At 42.4% G+C, this 21177-nt stretch carries 12 protein-coding genes and 2 pseudogenes; 10 read left to right on the top strand and 4 right to left on the bottom strand.

Annotation, left to right across the window (positions count from 1 at the left end; genetic code table 11):
* Positions 1 to 84: 84 nt before the first annotated feature.
* Positions 85 to 720 (bottom strand): SGNH/GDSL hydrolase family protein, encoded by a 636-nt coding sequence (locus ABD894_RS02680; protein WP_345209436.1) that lies wholly within the window; start codon positions 718 to 720, stop codon positions 85 to 87.
* Between the two features lie 122 nt (positions 721 to 842).
* On the bottom strand, positions 843 to 3245 hold the full coding sequence (locus ABD894_RS02675; RefSeq protein WP_345209435.1) for a TonB-dependent siderophore receptor: 2403 nt from the start codon (positions 3243 to 3245) through the stop codon (positions 843 to 845).
* A gap of 397 nt (positions 3246 to 3642) precedes the next feature.
* Here ABD894_RS02675 and ABD894_RS02670 point away from each other — a divergent pair, with 397 nt between their 5' ends.
* The 4 genes from ABD894_RS02670 to ABD894_RS02655 all read left to right on the top strand — a co-directional run bounded on the left by ABD894_RS02670 (position 3643) and on the right by ABD894_RS02655 (position 9414).
* Positions 3643 to 4644, top strand: a complete 1002-nt coding sequence (locus ABD894_RS02670) for a TPM domain-containing protein (protein ID WP_345209434.1) — start codon at positions 3643 to 3645, stop codon at positions 4642 to 4644.
* Between the two features lie 64 nt (positions 4645 to 4708).
* Positions 4709 to 5854 (top strand): dienelactone hydrolase family protein, encoded by a 1146-nt coding sequence (locus ABD894_RS02665; protein WP_345209433.1) that lies wholly within the window; start codon positions 4709 to 4711, stop codon positions 5852 to 5854.
* 167 nt (positions 5855 to 6021) lie between these two features.
* Entirely contained in the window at positions 6022 to 8877 is a 2856-nt protein-coding gene (locus ABD894_RS02660) for a M16 family metallopeptidase (RefSeq protein ID WP_345209432.1), read from the top strand.
* A gap of 213 nt (positions 8878 to 9090) precedes the next feature.
* Positions 9091 to 9414, top strand: coding sequence for a hypothetical protein (locus ABD894_RS02655; RefSeq protein WP_345209431.1), 324 nt, complete (start codon positions 9091 to 9093; stop codon positions 9412 to 9414).
* Positions 9415 to 9475: 61 nt separating this feature from the next.
* Here the strand turns inward: ABD894_RS02655 and ABD894_RS02650 are convergent, their stop codons facing one another.
* Positions 9476 to 10000, bottom strand: a complete 525-nt coding sequence (locus ABD894_RS02650) for a DUF6702 family protein (RefSeq protein WP_345209430.1) — start codon at positions 9998 to 10000, stop codon at positions 9476 to 9478.
* A gap of 74 nt (positions 10001 to 10074) precedes the next feature.
* Here ABD894_RS02650 and ABD894_RS02645 point away from each other — a divergent pair, with 74 nt between their 5' ends.
* The 6 genes and pseudogenes from ABD894_RS02645 (at position 10075) to ABD894_RS02620 (ending at position 20424) form a co-directional block, all read left to right on the top strand.
* The gene (locus ABD894_RS02645) at positions 10075 to 10665 is read left to right on the top strand and encodes a HupE/UreJ family protein (RefSeq protein WP_345209429.1); all 591 of its coding nucleotides are present in this window, start codon (positions 10075 to 10077) and stop codon (positions 10663 to 10665) included.
* Positions 10666 to 10706: 41 nt separating this feature from the next.
* A pseudogene (locus ABD894_RS02640) lies at positions 10707 to 12398 on the top strand (M1 family metallopeptidase); the annotation flags it as partial.
* 908 nt (positions 12399 to 13306) lie between these two features.
* The gene (locus ABD894_RS02635; RefSeq protein WP_345209427.1) at positions 13307 to 14950 is read left to right on the top strand and encodes a tetratricopeptide repeat protein; all 1644 of its coding nucleotides are present in this window, start codon (positions 13307 to 13309) and stop codon (positions 14948 to 14950) included.
* 254 nt (positions 14951 to 15204) lie between these two features.
* Positions 15205 to 17973, top strand: a complete 2769-nt coding sequence (locus ABD894_RS02630) for a TonB-dependent receptor (RefSeq protein WP_345209426.1) — start codon at positions 15205 to 15207, stop codon at positions 17971 to 17973.
* A 32-nt stretch (positions 17974 to 18005) separates the two neighbouring features.
* Entirely contained in the window at positions 18006 to 19259 is a 1254-nt protein-coding gene (locus tag ABD894_RS02625; RefSeq protein WP_345209425.1) for a right-handed parallel beta-helix repeat-containing protein, read from the top strand.
* Between the two features lie 70 nt (positions 19260 to 19329).
* Entirely contained in the window at positions 19330 to 20424 is a 1095-nt protein-coding gene (locus ABD894_RS02620) for a phytase (RefSeq protein WP_345209424.1), read from the top strand.
* Positions 20425 to 20501: 77 nt separating this feature from the next.
* Here the strand turns inward: ABD894_RS02620 and ABD894_RS02615 are convergent.
* Positions 20502 to 21145: pseudogene (locus tag ABD894_RS02615) on the bottom strand (START domain-containing protein).
* Positions 21146 to 21177 lie beyond the last annotated feature (32 nt).

Genomic DNA, 21177 nt, shown 5'->3' with positions numbered 1-21177 from the left:
AGCTTTTTTTAATATTATGCGCAGTGTGCTTATTATCAGTTAAAAATAATATAATACAGGCATAATAATACGTATTTACGCGCCTTATTTAAGCAGAATATCGATGCTCTCATACACCTTTTGTGCCACTAATTGATAGCCTTGGCTGTTCAAATGCAGGTTATCGGCACGTAAACTTGTAGGGGTAATATCATAAGTGGTAATATTATCGTCTTTCATCAGGCTGGTATCACGGTGGGTTTGCAGGTAAGCTTTAATGTCTATAAAGCGGTTGCCATAAGCCGTGGCAAGTTGCCTGTTAATGCGTTGTATAGTTGTATACCTTGCTGTGCCAATACCTTCTGTTTCGGAGTTGAGGATGCTTAGCACCAGGAAGTGCGAACGGCCAAGCGCGTTTACCATTTCGTCAATATCTTTTAATATGGTTACACTATCGGGCAGGTTATTTCTGCCCACCCATATTATTGAGGGGTAACGGTAGTATTGCTTATCGGCCAGTAGCTTGTTTTTAATTTGTGTACTGGTATTACCGGCCGTACCTCTATTTATAACCCTATACCCCGATAGTTTTTCGAGCACTGAAGGATAACTGGCATCAGTACTACCCGTGCCATAAGTAAAGCTATCGCCCCAGGCAATTATGGTGGGTTTGTTTATATTTTTTGAGCATCCGCAAATTGCGAGGCATATCCATACCAAAGTAAAACGCGAGGCTTTCATGCCCCTAATTTATTGTATTGTTTTGATATATAGCTATATAAATACAAATCGGATGCAGGTTATACCGTTTTGTATCCAAACAAAAAGGGCATCCGTTTTATGGATGCCCTTGCTATTTTCTTTTATTGAAACTTAAATGCTGCCGTAGCGCTGAATCGCCTTGGCATCATCTGGCTTACATAGCTTCCCCAATATTCTTTATTGGTTAGGTTATCCATTTTTAGGCTAACGCGATAGGAGGGCTGATCATAGGTAACAGCGGCATTATATACCTTGTAGGCAGGCAAATAAAACTCACCCTGGCTGCGCGATTGCATAATGTAGGCCTTGCTGTTGTAGTTACCGCCTATACCCAAGCCCAAACCTTTTAATGTTTGTCCGGGTAATTGGTAACTTAACCACAGATTAGCCGCTCTTGCCGGACCCGACCATTGGCGCAGGCCATCAATGTCTTTATTAGTGTTAATGGTATAATTATCATTGTAGGCATAACCTGCAATAATGTTGAATCCTTTAAACGGGTTAGCGATCAGTTCGGCTTCAACGCCCTTGCTTAGCTGTCCACCATCTTGCAAGATAAAACCCTGACGACCCGGGGTAACATCGCCTCGCAACACATCGTCCACTTTAATATGGTAATAGCTTACGGTAGTGCTCAGCTTGCCATCAAACAGGTCGGTTTTTACACCCGCTTCCCATTGGTTGGCATAGCTCGGTTTAAAATTGACAGGTGTGCCGTCAGGTTGTTTACTTGGCGCGTTATTTTTAAAGCCGTTCATGTAATTACCGAATACGGAAACCTGCTGAGGTATTACCTGGTAAACCAAACCCAATTTTGGCGAAAGGGCGGTTTGCTTAAATTGACCGGTAGTGGTATCACGGTTGATGCTGTAATCGCCATTATTCACAAAACGATCTACACGTAAACTGGCCATTACAAGCAACTCGTCGGTAAGGTTGAGCACATCAGATAAATAGCCGCTGTAAACGCGCTGATCTATAAAATCTTTAGTGTAGGTTTTGGCAGCGAATACCTGCTCAACAGAATAACGGGTAAGCTTGTTATATTGAGGATCATTACCGGGAATACGCACTTTATCGAAACCGTACTGCTGTACGAAAGAGCTGTTAAGCGTATTCACATAATAATCCAACCCGATCACCATTCTGTTACGGTACTTGCCTATATGAAAATCGCCGTTAAAGTTTTGCTGTATCTCAGTGTATTTATAATCGGCATGTTCGTATCCGGGCATCCGTAATACTGCCGTGTCGCCCTGTATAAAGTTGATCATGAACAAGCCTTCAATAGGCGCGTTGGTACGTGAAAATACGGTTTGCGATTTCCATTGATCAGATATTTTATAGTTAACCTCGCCAAAGGCGCTTACCGAGTTTTGAGTTTCGTAAATTTCGTTATTGTTGTATGATCGTTTCCAGTTTACATTAAGCAAAGCCGGATTTGTTTTAGTGAACGAGGCCTGCGGAATAAGGCGTACATAATCGTTCGCCTTTTGGTTATAGATCTCTACATCGGCAAATAACGATAAGCGGTCGTTTACCTTGTAGCTTAACGATGGCGCTACCATTAGCCTTTTGCTGAAGCCCGCATCCATAAAGCTACCTTCATCGGTATAAGCCACATTGGTACGCAGCAGCAGTCCTTTACTTTTATTTAAAGGAGTATTAAAATCGGCTGTAACACGGCTTAAGCCAAAACCACCGGCGGTATAACTTACTTCGCCTTTAAAAGTATTGAATGGTCTTTTTGTAACCCGGTTTATTAAACCGCCGAAAGAAGTAAGGCTATTACCAAACAACGTGGCAGACGGGCCTTTTAATACCTCTATACGTTCAATATTGGCTACTTCAATGCTGTTGGCCTTGCCATCTTGTAAACCATTACGTAAAAAACTTTTAGTGGTAAAGCCACGCAGGTTAAATGAGTTGGCGCCGTTTATGGCAGCCTGGCTTACACCGGTAACGTTTTTAAGCACATCATTGTAGCTCAGTATCACCTGGTCTTGCAGAAGTTCCTTAGGTACAATGTTGTACACCTGAGGGTTTTCCAGGTTTTTAAGCGGCATTCTCGCTACCGATTCGGTTTCCTTTTTCGCGAATTTATTATAACCAGATGTTACCGTAACTTCACTGAGCGATTGGCTGTCTTCGGCTAAAACAAAATCGATCACCAAAGTTTCACCTGAATTAACAGTAACCTGCTTTTCTTGTGTGCCGAGGCCAATCAGTTTAGCTGTTAAGGTATAGGTACCGGGAGCAATACGGGTGAGTATGTAGCTGCCCTCATCATTAGTACTGGTGGCATGTTGCTTATCGCCGTTTAAGGTAATGTTAACAGATGCCGCTGTTTCGTTGTTGGCAGTAGTAACTCGGCCTTTAATTGTTGCGTTCTTTTGCGCGTATGCGGTGTTGAGCGAGAACAAAGTGAGAATAAAGCAAGTCAACTTTAGCAGGTGGTGGCTGCCAATAGCTTTTTTAAGTGAATTAGTAAAGTTTTTGATCATAAATTGGGTCAATAGTTAATAATAAAAAGGGTCGTGTAGTGCTATTTACGAGGTGGAGGTAGGTAGACCAATTAAACTAAAACTTACTTGAAAAAGATGCAGTAAAAGATCCGTGTAACGGAATTTTACCTATTGGCAAGGGCCAAACGCTGCCATGCGCATAAATGTTTAGCTGTATAAATACAGCCCAACAAGGGCAGTGGGGATCTCTCATTAAAATGTGGTAATAAATTTGTTACAAAGAAAAGCCATAACTGCAATATATCCAAATAAATAAGTGTATAAAAAACGATTTATATAAAGTGCTTGTAGCCTTTATATCGTTTTAAAAGCATCTTTTGTAAAAAACAGTATATTAGTTGCCTAATAGATACATGCAATAACTAAACCTTATAACATGAATAAATTTTTAACTCTTTTAATATTACTCTTTTCATTTGGCAGCTTTGCCCAAATCCCGGAGCCTCGGAAAGACACGTATGTGAATGACTTTGTTGGTGTACTAACATCCTCGGAGGTAGAAAATCTGAATAAGAGCATAAACACTATAGAAAATCAAACCGGTGTTCAATTTGCAATTGTATTGATTGATAAGTTACCACCTGAATACGAAATAGAGGATTATGCCTTACTTATTGGTCGTAAATGGCATATTGGTAAAAATAAAAACGGGTTAGTTTACGTAGCGGCGATAAGTCAGCGTAAGCAACGGCTTGAAGTGGCACGTAATCTTGAAGATGTACTTACAGAGGATAAGTGCCTTGAAATAATGAATGCCATTAAGCCTCATTTTAAAAAGGCCGATTATAATGCAGGTTTAGCCGCAATGATTGAACAAGTGCAATCACAGCTAAATGTTACACCCCAAAGAGCAGCATCAGTTACTTCCGCTGATGTAAAAGCAGATACAAAAGGAGAGCAAGCAGCATCTGAAAGTAAAACTGAACCTCTTTCCGGTTTTGAGACATTTCTGGCGTTCCTGATTTTTTTAGGTATACCGGTATTTGCAGTGATATACCTGATCTATCGGATCAATAAAAGCAATCGAGATAAGGAAGAACATCGTCGCCAGTATTTATCAAATTTTTCACCTGGTGAATCATCAGGCCGGTATTACGGCGGATCGTATGGAGGTAGCAGAAGTTCCTCCGGAGTTGGTACCTTTTTAGGTGGTGCAGCGGCCGGTTACATGGCCAAAAGCCTTATGGATAAGCATAACGAGGAGGAAGAGGAAAAAAAACGCAGGGATAGGGAGGAGCAAGAAGAGGATCGCCGCCGCAGAGATGAAGAGAGTGATAATCAAAACAGGTATGGAAACTGGGGTTCAGGCGGTAGCAGCGATAGTAGTTCATCTTCTAACAGCGGCTTCTCGGGCAGTGGCGCTACTTCCGATTGGTAATTTATTAAAAATATATCCTCGTAATAATTATAAAAATCATTTTACTGTTACTAAAGTTTAATCTGTGAGATTTCTGTTTTCGATTGGTTTACTATGTTGCTGTGTGGTATCAGCCGGTTTCGCTCAAAAAAGGCTCAATAAAAAGCAGGCCGAACTGATAACTGCAAAAGCACTTGATTCGGTTCAACGGGCTTACCAGCAACAGGCCTGGAAAAACTGGAACAGCAAGCAGATAAAAAAAGGTGACCTGGTAATGAAATTTGAATACGTTACACGAGGGGCAATACCGAAAAACGGGCATAGTTTATACATATCCCTGCATGGTGGCGGCGGCACGGCTCCAGAGGTTAACGATCAGCAATGGAAAAACCAGATAACGCTTTACGCTCCGCCCGAGGGTATTTACCTGGCACCACGTGCGCCAACCAATAACTGGAACCTTTGGCATGAAGAGCATGTAGATGACATGCTGGATGAGCTTATCAAATCGGCCATTGTAGCGGCCAGCATTGACCCGGATAAGGTGTACCTGATGGGCTATTCGGCCGGTGGCGATGGTACATACCAATTGGCACCACGTATGTCTTACCGTTTCGCGGCGGCGGCAATGATGGCCGGGCATCCCGGCGATATGCGATTAGAAAATTTGCGTAACCTGCCATTTTCTATTTATATGGGAGGGAAGGATGCCGCCTATAGTCGTAACAAACTGGCTAAAATATATGGTGATAAATTGGACAGTTTGCAAAATGCAGACCCTGCAGGCTATCAGCACGAAACACACATCTATCCCGAAAATCCGCACTGGATGGAGCATAAAGATACCGTAGCTGTAAAATGGATGGCAGCCTTAACCCGTAACCCGCTTCCCAATAAAGTGGTATGGATACAGGACGACCGTCACCATGCCGATTTTTACTGGCTCAGCGTACCCCAAGGTGTAAAAACCGGAGCGGAAGTAAGTGCATCCATAAAAGACAATATCATCAACATAGAAAAGAAAGACAACAGCGAGCTTTATATTTACCTGAACGATAAATTACTGAACCTTAATAAACCGGTTACTGTAATTATAGGCGGCAAAGTCATATTTAAGGGTAAAATAAATCGGAGTGAAGCCGTGATCACTGAAACTGCAGCACGGTATCTTGATGCCGGGCTAACCTTTTCTGCCAAAATAATTATTAAGGAGGGTAAGGTTATTAACTGATAGTATAGCCTATTTGTACAATCGTCACAAATACTTTACAATAAAATTTACAGCGGGCAGGGCTTTGTTTTGATAAGCATCAGCATAAAATTCCTATTATTATACCTTCTTTAATTTCTTATTAAATATGAGGAATGAAAAGAAGACTGACTTAATTATAAAAGCAAATGATCAAACCCCTCAAGACCGTCTTGCTGGTGCAATCGGCATTATGCCTGGTTCTCAGTGCATCTGCGCAGCAAACACAACCCAAACTGATTGAAAAAGTTACCCGCAAGGGCACCGAATTAGTTATCCCTTACGAAAAGTATGTATTGCCTAACGGCCTTACCGTAATACTGGCCGAAGACCATTCGGATCCATTGGTGCATGTCGATGTTACTTACCACGTTGGTTCGGCCCGCGAGGAGATAGGTAAATCGGGCTTCGCGCACTTTTTTGAGCACATGATGTTCCAGGGATCAGACCATGTAGCTAATGGCGACCACTTTAAAATAATAACCGAAGCTGGTGGTACCCTCAACGGTTCAACCAACCGCGACCGTACTAACTATTACGAAACTGTACCGGCAAATCAATTGGAAAAAATGCTTTGGCTGGAATCAGACCGTATGGGCTTTTTACTGGATGCCGTAACACAGCAAAAATTTGAGGTACAACGCGCTACCGTAAAAAATGAGCGCGGTCAAAACTATGATAACCGTCCTTATGGTTTGGCGGGCGAATACACTTCTAAAAACCTTTACCCGTACGGTCACCCATACTCTTGGTTAACCATCGGCTATATTGAGGAATTGAACAAAGTAGGCGTTAACGATCTGAAGAACTTCTTCCTGCGCTGGTATGGCCCTAACAATGCCACAATTACCATAGGCGGCGATCTTAACCCTAAACAAACACTGGCATGGGTTAGCAAATACTTTGGCAGCATACCAAAAGGCCCGTCTGTAACTAACGTATCGCTACCTGCACCGGTATTAACTGCCGATAGGTATGTATCATACACAGATAATTACGCTAAACTGGCACTGCTTTCAATCAGCTACCCGGGTGTTAAAATGTACGCTAAAGATCTGCCTGCGCTTGATGTATTGTCGGCAATTATTGGTCAGGGTAAAAACTCTATCTTCTACCAAAACTTTGTAAAAAGCCGCAAAGCAGTTCAGGCTTCTATGAACTCGTCGAATACTGAGCTGGCAGGAGAGATTTCTATTCGTGTGGTACCATTCCAGGGTCAAACACTGGCTGATATGAAGAAACTGGTTGACGAATCATTGGCCGAGTTTGAAAAGAAAGGCCCGACCGATGAAGACCTGATCCGCTACAAGGCAAGTGCCGAATCAAACTATATCAACAGCCTTTCAAGCGTAAGCGGTAAGGTATCTGAATTGGCGGCTGCGCAAACATTCACCGGTAACCCTAACCAAATCGGCCGCGAATTGAACGATATTCGTTCGGTTACCAAGGCTGATGTAATGCGTGTGTACAACCAATATATTAAAGGTAAACCTGCGGTGATACTTAGCGTATTGCCAAAAGAAGGTGGTTTGCAACCTGTAGCGCCTGATAACTATACCATTAACACCAGCGGTTACAAAGCACCTGATTATGGTTATACAGGATTAACTTATAAAAAACCAACTGATAACTTCGACCGTGCTGCTAAACCGGGTGTTGGGCCAAACCCATCTATCAAGGTGCCTGCTATCTGGAGCACAACTACGCCAAATGGCATCCAGATCATCGGTACCGAGAACAAGGAGATCCCTTCGGTATCTATGTCTATCTCTATTAAAGGTGGTGGCTTATTCGCTATTGCTAACCCGTCTAAAGCAGGTTTGGCAGGTGTAGTTGCCCGTATGATGAATGAGGATACCAAAAACTATACTTCGGAGCAATTTAATGCCGAACTGGAGAAAATAGGCAGCGATATCGGTATTTATGCCGGAAGCGAAAATATTGGTATCGAGGTATCATCGCTAAGCAAAAACGTAGCTAAAACTATGGCCTTGTTGCAGGAGCGTTTATACAACCCGAAATTTACGCAGGATGCGCTCGACCGTATTAAAAAGCAAATAATGGAAGGCTTTAAACAAGCCAAAACCCAACCTGCGGGCGTAGCCAGCAGCGTATACAGCAAAATATTGTACGGAACAGATAACGTGCGTACGTATTCAACAGGTGGTAACGAGCAAACCATACCGGGTATCACCTTGCAGGATGTGCAGGATTTCTATAATGCCAACTTCTCGCCATCACTTACCCGCATAGTGGTAGTGGGTGATATCAGCGAAGCGGCTGTGAAAACCAATCTGGCTTTCCTGAATACCTGGGCCGACAAAAAGGTTAGTGTACCTACACCTGCCGGTGGTAAAGCTTTCGACAAAACAAGTCTATACATTGTTGATGTACCGGGCGCGGCGCAATCAGAGATCCGTATAGGTTACTTAGATAACCTGAACTATGATGCAACCGGCGATTTCTATAAATTAGGTATTGTTAACTACATTTTAGGTGGTGCCTTCAACAGCCACATCAACATGAACCTGCGCGAAAATAAGGGCTGGACTTACGGTGCACGTTCCGGTTTTTCATCAGGCAAGTTTGGTGGCGACTTTACCGCCAGCGCCGGTGTTAAAGCCGCTGCAACTGATAGTTCTGTAATTGAATTTATCAAGGAGATTAAAAACTACAGGCAAAGCGGTATCACTGCCGATGAATTGAAGTTTACCCAAACCTCGATTGGCCAGAGTGATGCGCGCAGGTACGAAACCAACCAGCAAAAGGCCGCGTTTTTATCGCGCTTGCAGGAGTATGATCTTAAACCATCTTACGTAACGGAGCAAAATAACATCCTTACATCAATCACTACAGATCAAATTAATCAGCTGGCTCAAAAATACCTGAACACTGATAATATGATCATTTTAGTTGTAGGCGATAAAGCTAAAATCCTTCCGGGATTAGAAAAATTAGGTTACCCTATTACCGAGCTTGATAGCGATGGTAAAGTAAAACAATAAGTAGAAATACAATTATTACGGAGCCCTGCATTACCACAATGCAGGGCTTTTTTATGGGGTATAAGTTTTTGTGTTAGCTTCCTATTCAATAGTCTGGTGCAAGTATATAGGCTTAAAAACAAAATGAAAACAAGTCTTAATTATATAATCTGTTTTATGTTACTTGCAGCTACGGCTTGTGCTCAAAATAAAAGCAAACTCAAAACAAAACTGATGTATACCGAAAAACTGACCAACCCAGTAGTTAAGCAGGCTATAAACGCTTTACAAACTGCTAACAAAACCGTGTGGTTCTCGCTTTTTACTACCGATGCCGAGCTTTATGACGATGGCAAGCTGATCAGTTTCAGATACTTTAGCGACTCGGCACTTGGGCACGAACATTTTAACAGTATTGATAGGGTAGAGGATGATGGCCTAAGCGTATACGGCAAATTCCACAGCGACCAGTGGGGCGATTTTAAAACCTATTTTAAATTCCATATTAATGCTGATGGAAAGATCAACCGCCTGGATATAGGGCAAGCGAGCTATTAAGTCTGTATAGCCATTTCCTCCAAAATACAGCTGTTTCAAACCCTGATGAACGGGGTTTAGCTTAAAACGTTTGGCTTACCTTACGGTTAGGATAGTCTAACTTGGTGCTTTTGCGTGCGCCGTTTACGGTGATGTGTACAATGTTCATCTGGTCGTCGTACAAATTATGCAGCAGGCTCACATCGGCATCTACTTTTTTAATGGCTGTTGTCTTGTCCGATTCAAGATATATATTTACCGCTTCATTCGCCTTTTCAAAACCGATGTATGTTAACTTAAGAGGCGTAGCCGATGTTTTTATTTGCAGATGGTCGGCTACATATTTTTTTACCAGCTCATCCATTGCAGCATGCATGCTTTCTTTCGAAAGATCGGTTTTGGTATGATATTGCTTAGCGAGCGCGGCCTCAAAATCATCAGTGAAAATGGTGCATATCACTTCAAACTTACCATCATCTTTATTGTAGCTAATGTCGGTAGTGCTTACATGCAACGGGTGAAAATTTGCTTTTGAGGGGGCTTTAAAAGCGGTGATGCCTAAAAATATGTAACAATATAATAGGGATTTTGAAAAAAAACTGACCATATATACCCTTTGGGTTCTCTTTATTATTAAAAACGGGTTAAATTTAGCCTTTATTATACAACTGACGCAACGGGGTGGGTTTTTCTTTAGATAATATTGGTTTTTACTTTAAGCTCGGCTGGGAACACATCATCAGCGCCGACGCGCTCGATCACCAGTTGTTCATTTTAGCGCTTGTTGCGGTTTACAGTTTCTCAAATATTAAACAAGTACTTATATTAGTAACAGCATTTACCATTGGGCATTCGCTAACGCTGGTGTTAAGTGTGTTGGATATTATTCGCTTCAGCAGCAAATGGGTGGAATTTTTAATACCCTGTACCATCTTTATCACCGCGTTAAATAACCTGTTCAGTGTAAATGCCAAGCAAGGCAGTCAAAAAACCAATTACTTTTTGGCACTTGGTTTCGGGCTGATACATGGGATGGGCTTTGCCAATGCTGTACGTATTATGCTGGCAAAAGATCAATCTCTCGGCTGGAGCCTGTTTGGCTTTAACGTTGGGTTAGAGGCCGGGCAGATATTTGTGGTGATTATTATATTACTGGTAGCCATGATAGCTACTAAAATGTTTAATGTAAAACGCCGCGATTGGATTTTTTTCGTTTCGGCAGGTGTGTTTGCGTTAACACTGAAAATGGCGCTCGAAAGATTGCCCTTTTAATTAGAATGAATTTTTTTCCTACTGATCTCATATATTAACAAATGAAAAAACTATTTACCACAGTATTAGTCATTTCGTCATTAGTCAAATTTGGCCATGCGCAGGATATTCATAACAATCCAGGCAGCAACCATGGTAATAAATTTGAGCAACTGGGCACTATTTTAACCACCCCCAACGAGCAGCGTACTGCAAGTGGTGCCCCCGGTGTTAAATATTGGCAGCAACGTGCCGATTACAACATCAAATGCGAACTCGACGAAAAAACGCAAACCTTAACCGGCAGCGAAACCATTACCTATTTTAACAACTCGCCCGATCCGTTGAGCTATATTTGGCTGCAACTGGACGAGAACGAGCACAACAACCTTAAAACGTCAAACTATCAGTCGAGCTCGACTATGCCGAGGGCAGCAACCTTGCAATCGGTAGACCGCAGCGAAAAATCGGACAAAGACAATGGTTACGGTTTCAATATTTTGAAACTGACAGATGTAACAGGCAAAACTATTCCGTATACCATTAACAAAACCATGATGCGTATTGATTTGCCGGTAGCCTTAAAACCCGGGCAACAATACATTTTCAACGTAAACTGGAACTATAAAATATCCGACAGGATGGTTTATGGCGGTCGTGGTGGTTACGAATATTTCCCCGAGGATAAGAACTACCTGTTCACCATGACGCAATGGTACCCGCGCCTGTGTGTATACAGCGATTTCCAGGGCTGGCAAAACCATCAGTTTACAGGCCGTGGCGAGTTCGCGCTTACCTTTGGTAACTTCAAAGTACAAATGACCGTACCTGCCGATCATATTATAGGCGCAACCGGCGAGTGTATTAATTACAGCGGCGTGTTAACCCCAACACAATTTGCCCGCTACCAAAAAGCAAAAACAGCAAAGGCCCCCGTTGAAATTGTAACCCTGGCCGAAGCTAAAAAGGCAGAAACTACTCCATCGGCAGCTAAAAAAAAATGGGTTTTCCAGGCTAATAACGTACGCGATTTCGCATGGGGATCATCACGTAAGTTTGTTTGGGATGGCATGGGCCAAAACATTGAAGGTAAAACCGTAATGTGCATGAGCTATTACGGTAAAGAGGCTTACAACCTGTACAGCAAGTTCTCTACAAGGGCGGTAGCGCACACCATAAAAACTTATTCTGATTTCACTATCCCGTATCCGTACCCTGTAGCGCAAAGCGTTGAGGCGGCTAACGGTATGGAGTACCCGATGATTTGCTTTAACTATGGCCGTACCGAAAAAGATGGTACTTACAGCGAAAGCACTAAAAACGGTATGCTGGGTGTGGTGATCCATGAGGTTGGTCACAACTTCTTCCCGATGATCGTTAATAGCGATGAGCGCCAGTGGACATGGATGGACGAAGGTTTGAACTCATTTGTAGAATACCTTACCGAAGAACTTTGGGATAACAAATTCCCGGTTAAAAAGGGCGCGGCATATACCATTGTTGATTACATGAAACTGCCTAAAGATGAGTTGGAACCTATCATGACCAACTCAGAAAACATTGTGCGCTTTGGCCCTAATGCTTACTCAAAACCGGCAACAGGATTAAACATACTGCGCGAAACCATTATGGGGCGCGAACTGTTCGATTTCGCATTCAAACAATACGCTAAACGCTGGGCCTTTAAACACCCAACACCTGCTGATTTGTTCCGTACCATGGAAGATGCCAGTGGTGAAGACCTCGACTGGTTTTGGAGAGGCTGGTTCTACGGAACTGACCCGGTTGATATTTCACTGGATTCGGTTAAGGTAGCCAAAGCCGATTTGAGCGCTACCAAATTACCGGGTAACGGTGGTGTAAATGGCGGTGGCGCAAGCAAAGTGGCCCCGCCTGCGGTAAATAGTTTTGAAGACCTTTCAAAAGTATTGAACCGTGAGGATAAAAAGATCAAGTTTTACACTGACAGAGATACTGCCGCACGCGATTTCTACTGGAAATACGATCGTGGATTGGCATCTGTAGATACCGTTAAATACGCTTCAATTGTTAAAGCAAAAGGCGCGCAACCGGCCACAGAACTGGAAACGCCAACCGACGCTGAAAAACAAAAGTACGGCGAAAAATATTTCTACGAGCTTTCGTTCAGTAATAAAGGTGGTATGGTGATGCCAATCATTGTAGAATTTACCTTTAAAGATGGTAGCAAGCAACTTGACCGTATCCCGGCTCAAATTTGGCGCCTGAACGAAAAGAAAGCTTCGAAATTCTACGTACAGGATAAAGAAGTCGCCTCTATCAAGTTAGACCCAATGCGCGAAACTGCCGATATCGACGAAACCAACAACGTTTGGGGGAAAGCGGTTGAGCCCTCAAAATTCCAGCTGTTTAAACTTAAAGCAGGCGGCCCGGTTCGCGGACAGTCAGTAGGGGTAAACCCAATGCAGGTTTCTGCCGGTGCCAAATAAGTAATATTTTAGCCCTATATAAGCTGAAAGCCTCCTGGTGTATATCCGGGAGGCTTTTTTTATTGCACCTGTTAACATGGAATGATAACTTAACATTAACATCATATTAAAATATTTCATTTGCATATAGTTTAATAGGTAGGTGTGTTACCGCGCTTAACATGCTGTTATCACAATTATTGTATCAGAAAAATATGATCTATAAGGTTTTAAGGTTAGGGCCTTTTTTAATACTGTTTGTATTTGTGGCAATGTGTTTTACAGCACTTGGCCAGGTAAATGACAGGCAGGAGTTTCAGCAGGTACGCACGCTAAGTCAGCAACACCCCGACGAAGCGCTGATAGAACTAAGAAAGATACACGCGCAGGCACAAAAAGATGATAAACCCATTGTTGAGGGCACCAGCTTGCAGCAAATGGGTCAGATTTGTTTTAACCAGGGCCACTATGCCCAGGCACTGGAGTTTTACCTGCGTGCCGACAGCATTTTTGTAAAGGAGAATAATAAAGACCTGCTTGCCGAAAACCTGAGCGAAATGGGTAACCTGTATTATTATAACAAACAGGCCGATAAATCGCGCGAGATGTATAGTAAGGCGCTTGCCCTGTACGAGCAAAAAGGCAACATAGCAGGCAAGGCCGAAATTTACGGGCAGATAGGCCATTTCTATGAAAAGCGCCGGCAGTATGACAGCGCCTTTTATTACCAGCACATCGCTTTACGGCAGTATGATAAAATAAATAACAAAAGCGGTACCGCCAAGATCTACGAAAACCTGGGCAGCATTTATGAGGATTTGGCCAAATACGATTCATCGTACTACTGCTTCAATAAATCGCTTCAACTGTATAAAGAGGATAATAACCGCTTAAACAGTATCGAGGTGATCAATAATCTGGGTGATGTATTGCGTAAAACCGGGCGATATAAAGAAAGCCTCGTGCTATCACGCCAGGCATTGGCCATGGCCCGCGAAACCAATAACCTTTATCAATTAGCATCCTCGTGCCGTGATCTGGGTAAGGCTTACCAGTTATTGCACCAATTGGATAGCGCGTACCATTATGTTGAATTGAGCCGCCGTTACTCGTTAGATGTATACTCGAAGGAAAGCCTCAATCAAACCGCCTTTTTACAGGTGTTGTATGATATGGATAAAAAAAGCGACGAGATAGCCCGCCTTAACAGCATCCGTAAGATCAACCGCATTTTGGGCATTGGGGGTAGTATTATCGTGTTACTCATAGTGGTGCTGGCCTTTGTAATATTCAGTCGCCAACGGCTTAAACTGCGCGACCAGCGGGTACTAGCAGATCAAAACAGGTCTATTTTTGAAGCCCAGAACGAGCTGATGCAGCTTGAACTAAAGAATAAACAGTTGGAAGAAGATAGCCTGAAACAGCAGCTCGAAGTAAAAAGCAAGGAACTATCGGGGCATACCCTCAATTTGATAAAGAATAATCAGCTGCTGGAGCAAATGCGCAACACCTTACAGGAAATGGTGAAAGAGGATAAGCGCGACCAAAAGAAACAAATGCAGCAGATCATTTACCAGATAAACCAAAGCTTTAACCACGAGCAACACTGGAAAGAATTTACCACCGCTTTTGAGCAGGTGCACCAGCAATTTTTTGATAAGCTGAAAAATTACAGCAATGATCTTACCTCAACCGATATCCGTTTGATAGCGCTCATCAAGGTAAATATGGAATCAAAAGATATTGCCGGTTTGCTGGGCATATCAATGGATAGCTTGCGGGTATCCCGTTATCGCCTGCGTAAAAAGCTCAATATTCACCAGGGAGAAAACCTTTCCACATTTATTCAGGCACTATAAGTATTGGGCCGGTTTTGCCGCTAAAATAGCAGTTAACAATTGCTTAATGTAACGGTAATGAAATGGTAATGGCGTTAATGTTATTATAAAAATAATTGATAATCAGTTATTTATAAAAATGTGTTGACGTTGTGTATACGGTACATGTAACGGTGTTTCCTTTTTGTAACGCTTAAAATTTCGGTAGCCATTTTGTGTTGCTAACCTTTGCGCCATCAAAAACGAAACAACAATTTTTATTAATCATTTCAACAATGAATAAAATTTTACAAACCTTGTTATACATGGTTTTATTTGTAACGGCCGCAAACGCTACAAAACTGAAAGGCCATGTGTACGATCAGAAAACAGGCGAGCCATTAGTAGGTGCTACCGTGGTACTGGAAAACGCCAACAGATCGGCCTCAACCGGGCTCGACGGATCTTTTGAACTGAAGGATGTGCCAAAAGGTGTATTTAATCTGAAAATATCTTACGTATCATATCGTACTGTTGTTAAAGAGGTAGAAATCACTAAAGAAGATAATCCGCGTATAAAAATATACATGGAAGAAGCCGGTAAAGATTTACAGGAAGTTGCCATCATTTCAAAAAGAGACGGTTCAACTGATAGAGAGGCACGCCGTTTGGAGCAGCAATCTGTTCAGGTAATGAATGTGGTATCTGGTAAAGCTATCGAAGTATCGCCCGATCTTACTGTGGCTAACGTTATCTCACGTGTATCGGGTGTATCGGTAGAGCGTAACAGCAATGGCGACGGGCAATACGCGATATTACGTGGTATGGATAAACGCTATAACTATACCCTGGTTAACGGCGTTAAAATACCAAGTCCGGACAATAAATACCGTTACGTACCGCTGGATATCTTCCCTTCCGATCTATTGGAAAGACTGGAAGTATACAAAACCCTTACCCCGAACCTTGAAGGCGACGCGGTTGGCGGTGTGGTAAACATGGTGATGAAAGATGCTCCGGAGCGCTTTACCGTTAATGCCAATATTGCTGGCGGTTATAACCAATTATTCTTTGATCGTAAATTTATGAGTTATGATTACTCGGACATCAACCGTAAATCACCTTATGAAATTAACGGGAAAAAGTATCAGGCTACACAATTGGATTTTCCGAAAGGCAATCTTGACTACACTAATAAAAATCCTGCGCCAAACGTAGTAGGTAGTTTATCATTAGGGCAACGCTTCCTGAAAAATAAGCTGGGTGTTTTATTAGCAGGTAGTTACCAAAATACATACAGGGGTAGCAATAGTGTATTTTACAGCTCAAAAGTTAATCCCAATACCGAATATGCAGCTATTACCAGCAGAAGCGACCGTCAGTTTTCTGAACAGCAAAAACGCTATGGTTTGTTCTCAAAAGTAGATTATGTGATTGATAGCCACAATAAATTAAGCTTGTTCAATACTTACGTTAAGCTTGATAATATACAGGTACGTGATGAAGTATCTACCAATTTTTCAACCGACTATGACCCTGAAAAGGGTAACGCGCAGTTAGGCTACTCAACCCGGAGTCGCTTAACCAAGCAGCAAATTTACAACGGTACATTACGCGGCGATCATAAGTTTTTTGATGATAAATTGAAGGTGCAATGGTCGGCAGTGTATTCGGCCGCTGAAAACGAGGTGCCTGATAATACAACGATCAGCTTGAACGGTGTACGTGAAAATTTCGTTTCACGACGTACATTTTTATCCAACGGTACATCGTTAACCCGCCGTTGGGAACGCAGCACTGATGAAGATAAGGCAGGTTATATTGATTTAACCTATACAGCACCAATTGCAGGTGTAAATGTTGATTTCATGGCCGGTGGTTTATATCGCGATAAGCAGCGCAGCAGTTTTTACAATAACTACTCCTTCTCGGCAGTAAACGCTGATGCCGTTTATGGGGTAGATTTTCAAAAATATACCGATATAGCATTTTCTGTAACTAACCGCGAAGGTGCCGTAAACAACTCGTTAACCAATGATGCATCTGAAAAAATAGGTGCCGGTTATGGTATGTTTAAGTTCACCACTAAAGACATTCAGGTAGTGGGTGGTGCACGTGTAGAACATACCGATCAAGGTTATAAGATGCTTTTCCCGGCCGGAGAATTGCGTCCGCAAGGCAACCAGGTATATACGGATGTATTGCCAAGTTTAACCGTTAAATATTTCCTTACTGAAAAGGATCAGTTGCATGCTTCATATTTCAGATCGTTAAACCGCCCGGGTTTTTACGAGTTAATACCTGGCGGTGCAAAACAAGAAGAGTTTGTTGAAAACGGTAACCCGGATTTAAAACGTGCCCTTGCCGATAACTTTGATTTGAGGTATGAACTATTTCCTGATGCAGGTACACAACTATTGGCAGGTGCGTTCTACAAAAGAATTCAAAACCCGATTGAGTATATCTTTTTAGCCGATGCCATACGAGGACAAGATACTTATTACACGCCGGGTAACTTTGGTACCGCACGTAACTATGGTATTGAGTTAGATTTCATTAAGTTCTTCAATAAATTTGGTGTGAAGGCAAACTATACCTATACACACTCACGTATCACTACACCGAAAGATACCTATATCAAAGAGGATAATGGTGATACCAAAAAAATATCTGTTGAACAGACCAGGCCATTATATGGACAATCAGAGCACATCGCAAACGTATCCTTATTATATAAAAACACTAAAAGAGGCTGGGACGTGCAGGTTTCAGGTGCTTACACAGGCCCGCGTATCAATACTGTATCGCAATTCTTAAATAATGATCTATGGCAAGCCGGTTTCGTACAGATGGATGTATCTGCCGAAAAACGCTTCAAAAACAAATTGAGTGTGTTTGTAAAAGCAGGCAACGTACTTAATACAGCAGCCAAACTGTACATAAAAGGCACTAACGCTGAAAATGAAAAACTGAAAGATGATGATGTGCAGTTCGACGGCAAAACCCTTATACGTAACGATTACTACAAACAAAGCTACCTTTTAGGTGTGCGCTATAAATTTTAATAAAGCATTAAATTATTATCAATCAAAAAACGATGAAAATAAAACAATTATTTGCAGCGCTGGCCATATCGGCAATAACCTTTACCGGTTGCGAAAAAGCTAATATTGATGCTGATACCAGCTCAAGCGACGGATCGGCAATTGGTGAAATTTCAGGTGTGTGGGCAAAAGGAAGTACACACGTAATTGAAGGTGATGTGATCATTCCTGAAGGAAAATCACTAACCATTGAAGAAGGCGTAACCGTATTAATGGATACTGTTGCCAAACCCGAGTTTATTGTACAGGGTAACTTATATGCTTTGGGTACGGCAGAAAATCCTATCAAGTTTACGGTGAACGATTTTTACAAAACCGACGCTCACAAATTCGGTAAAATGTGGGGCGGTATTTTAGCCGCGCCTACCTGTGCCGAACTGGTACTTGACCATACTATATTAGAGTATGGCGGTGCAACCACTTCCGACGGTTCAACCTCAGTAAAAATGGGTTTATACAAGCATAAAGCAGGTGAAAACCTGCCTGCACTTTGGTTTTCCAATTTAAACGGAAAGCTGATTGTGGTTAACAGCACAATCAGGAATTTTCAGGAAGACTGTACTTACATTGAAGGTGGTAAAATTATTTTCGCCAATAATACTTTTTACACTACCGGCGTAACCGGCGGCGAGGCCATGAATTTTAAATCGGGCTGTTTAGCTGATCTGGCTTATAATATTGTTTACAGTGCGAATACTAACGCGCTGAAGCTTTCAAATTCAGGTGATCGTACGCCACAGGCATATATTATAGCGTATAATAATACTATGGTTAACACCGGCTGGCGTCGTCCGTCGGCCAAAGGCGGTTCTATTTGGATTGAGAGCAATGTGCATGCCGATATTTACAACAACTTATTTGCCAATACCCGTTTTGGTATAAAAAGAGATACAAAAGCGCCTGAAGATACGCGTTCGGTAATCAGCAATAACTTGTATTACGGATACGATCAAACTACAGTTGACCAATTTCAACCATCAAAAGATATAGTAGGCGGCAAAAATGAAGTGATTGGCACCAAAGCAGGTGATAACGATCCTAAATTTGTTAACTACCCGGTAGCTAATCCGGTGCTTAGCCCTGATTTTAGTTTAACCTGGGATTTTCATTTGCAATCCGGTTCACCGGCTTTGGGCAAAGGTATTACCACTTTTACACGCCATCATGCGGCGGGTATTACAGTTAACGGTTTGGTGTATAGCTCACCTGCACCGGCAACTTACATCGGTGCGTTTGGCACTAACTAATCAGTTAAAATATATTATATGTAATGCGGGTCCCTTTAACCGTAGTTGAAACAAAAGGGCATTTTTAATAATGAATAAACTAAGTAAATATACTTTCGCGCCGCTTGCCCTGGGCTTATTCGTAACAGCGTGCGGTCAAAACCCGGCAGGTAAAACAGTTGCCGGTGTAGCCGATACATCACAGCAGATAAAACCTGCTGTGATTACCGAGCCGGTACAATTTGATACTGATGATCCTGCAATATGGATCAATCCGGCAGACCCGGCAAAAAGCCTCGTGATAGGTACAGATAAAGATGCTAACGGTGCCTTGTATGTGTTCGACCTGAATGGTAAGATAGTAAAGGATAAAGTGGTAAAAGGTTTGCAACGCCCTAACAATGTTGATTTGGCTTATGGCCTGATGTTAAATGGTAAGCCAACCGATATTGCCATTACAACCGAGCGCATAACGCACAAGCTGCGTATATTTTCGTTACCGGATATGAAACCCGTTGACAACGGCGGCATCGATGTATTTGTGGGCGAAACAGGTAACGAGTACCGCGACCTGATGGGGATTGCCATTTACACCGCGAAGGATAAAAAGATGTACGCCATTGTTGGCCGTAAAAACGGACCGCTTACAGGTGGTTACCTGTGGCAGTATTTGTTGCAGGATGATGGCACCGGCCATGTAAAAGCTACGCTGGTACGCAAGTTTGGTAAGTATAGCGGCAAAAAGGAAATAGAATCGATAGCTGTTGATAACGAACTGGGCTACGTATACTACTCTGACGAGCAAACAGGTGTACGGCAATATTATGCCGACCCCGAAAAAGGGGATAAGGAACTGGCCATATTTGGTACTACCGGTTTCGCGGTTGACCATGAAGGTATCTCTATTTATAAACTGACTGATACTACAGGTTACATCCTGGTATCAGACCAGGGAGCTAACCGTTTCCAGATCTTTAGCAGGGAGGGTACCAAAACCGAACCGTTTAAACATCAGTTATTGAAAATAGCCAATGTTACGGCTACTCAAAGCGATGGTTCGGATGTAACTACCACACCGCTGAACAGCACCTTTAAGCATGGCTTATTTGTGGTAATGAGCGACGATAAAACTTTCCATTACTATCGTTGGGAAGACATTGCAGGTAAAGAACTGAAAGTGAAATAAAAGTTTTCTATTCTTCTTCTAAATAAAAAGATCCGGTATGTGCATACGCACGTACTGGATCTTTTTTATGTGGGGATTTAATTTTTGATGAAAGCTAAATCTGCATTTTTGTAAGCAGGTTTTTGCAGCTGGAGCTTCAGGTTCCTGAAGATCTTCATCGGCCCATCAGTAGCAAACATATTCACCAGCCAGGCGGGCAACGCGCCTCCCGGATCAACGTGCAGGCTGTATTCTACCTTTATCTGCCCGTTTTTTAACGGGGTGATCATCCATTTTCCTTTGGAGTGATCTATCCTTACAATAGCATCCTTAACCGGAACAAAACCGCTTACTGATGGACCATCAATAGTGGTTACCTTGGTTTCTTCGTTCTGTGTTACGGTTAGGTGAGCTACAAAATCGCGGTTCTCGGCAGGCAGGGCAGGCTGATCTCCGAATAATAATATAACTCGGAAGGGGAAACCTGTTTAACCAACGAGCACGATTTTGTATGATAAACCCACTCGGCGGCGTTTTTAACGTCCAGTATCACGCTCACAAATTGCGATACGGTGGAGGTGAAAGAGCATTCAACTTTAATGGCTTTTATTTTAGAATCGGGAACTATGCTGGTATATACCTTAATGCCTTCTTTTTCGGTACTTAACTGCCAATCTGTTTGGGCAGATGCGAAGCCAAGTTTTAGTAGAATAAGGCAGGTTAGTGCTAATGCTTTGTACATTTTTTTAATTATCCAAAGCTCAAAAATACTGC

It is taken from the genome of Mucilaginibacter gynuensis, assembly GCF_039541195.1.
In the GTDB taxonomy this organism is placed as follows: Bacteria; Bacteroidota; Bacteroidia; order Sphingobacteriales; family Sphingobacteriaceae; genus Mucilaginibacter; species Mucilaginibacter gynuensis.
The sequence above is the reverse complement of the archived record's forward strand: the minus strand, read 5'-3'. Positions and strand labels throughout refer to the sequence as shown.

Bases quoted from the DNA above. Each gene is read 5' to 3' on its own strand.
- ABD894_RS02670 (WP_345209434.1), top strand. From the start codon at position 3,643: ATGAATAAATTTTTAACTCTTTTAATATTACTCTTTTCATTTGGCAGC.
- ABD894_RS02680 (WP_345209436.1), bottom strand. From the start codon at position 720: ATGAAAGCCTCGCGTTTTACTTTGGTATGGATATGCCTCGCAATTTGC.
- ABD894_RS02625 (WP_345209425.1), top strand. From the start codon at position 18,006: ATGAAAATAAAACAATTATTTGCAGCGCTGGCCATATCGGCAATAACC.
- ABD894_RS02675 (WP_345209435.1), bottom strand. From the start codon at position 3,245: ATGATCAAAAACTTTACTAATTCACTTAAAAAAGCTATTGGCAGCCAC.
- ABD894_RS02635 (WP_345209427.1), top strand. From the start codon at position 13,307: ATGATCTATAAGGTTTTAAGGTTAGGGCCTTTTTTAATACTGTTTGTA.
- ABD894_RS02660 (WP_345209432.1), top strand. From the start codon at position 6,022: ATGATCAAACCCCTCAAGACCGTCTTGCTGGTGCAATCGGCATTATGC.
- ABD894_RS02650 (WP_345209430.1), bottom strand. From the start codon at position 10,000: ATGGTCAGTTTTTTTTCAAAATCCCTATTATATTGTTACATATTTTTA.
- ABD894_RS02620 (WP_345209424.1), top strand. From the start codon at position 19,330: ATGAATAAACTAAGTAAATATACTTTCGCGCCGCTTGCCCTGGGCTTA.
- ABD894_RS02630 (WP_345209426.1), top strand. From the start codon at position 15,205: ATGAATAAAATTTTACAAACCTTGTTATACATGGTTTTATTTGTAACG.
- ABD894_RS02655 (WP_345209431.1), top strand. From the start codon at position 9,091: ATGTATACCGAAAAACTGACCAACCCAGTAGTTAAGCAGGCTATAAAC.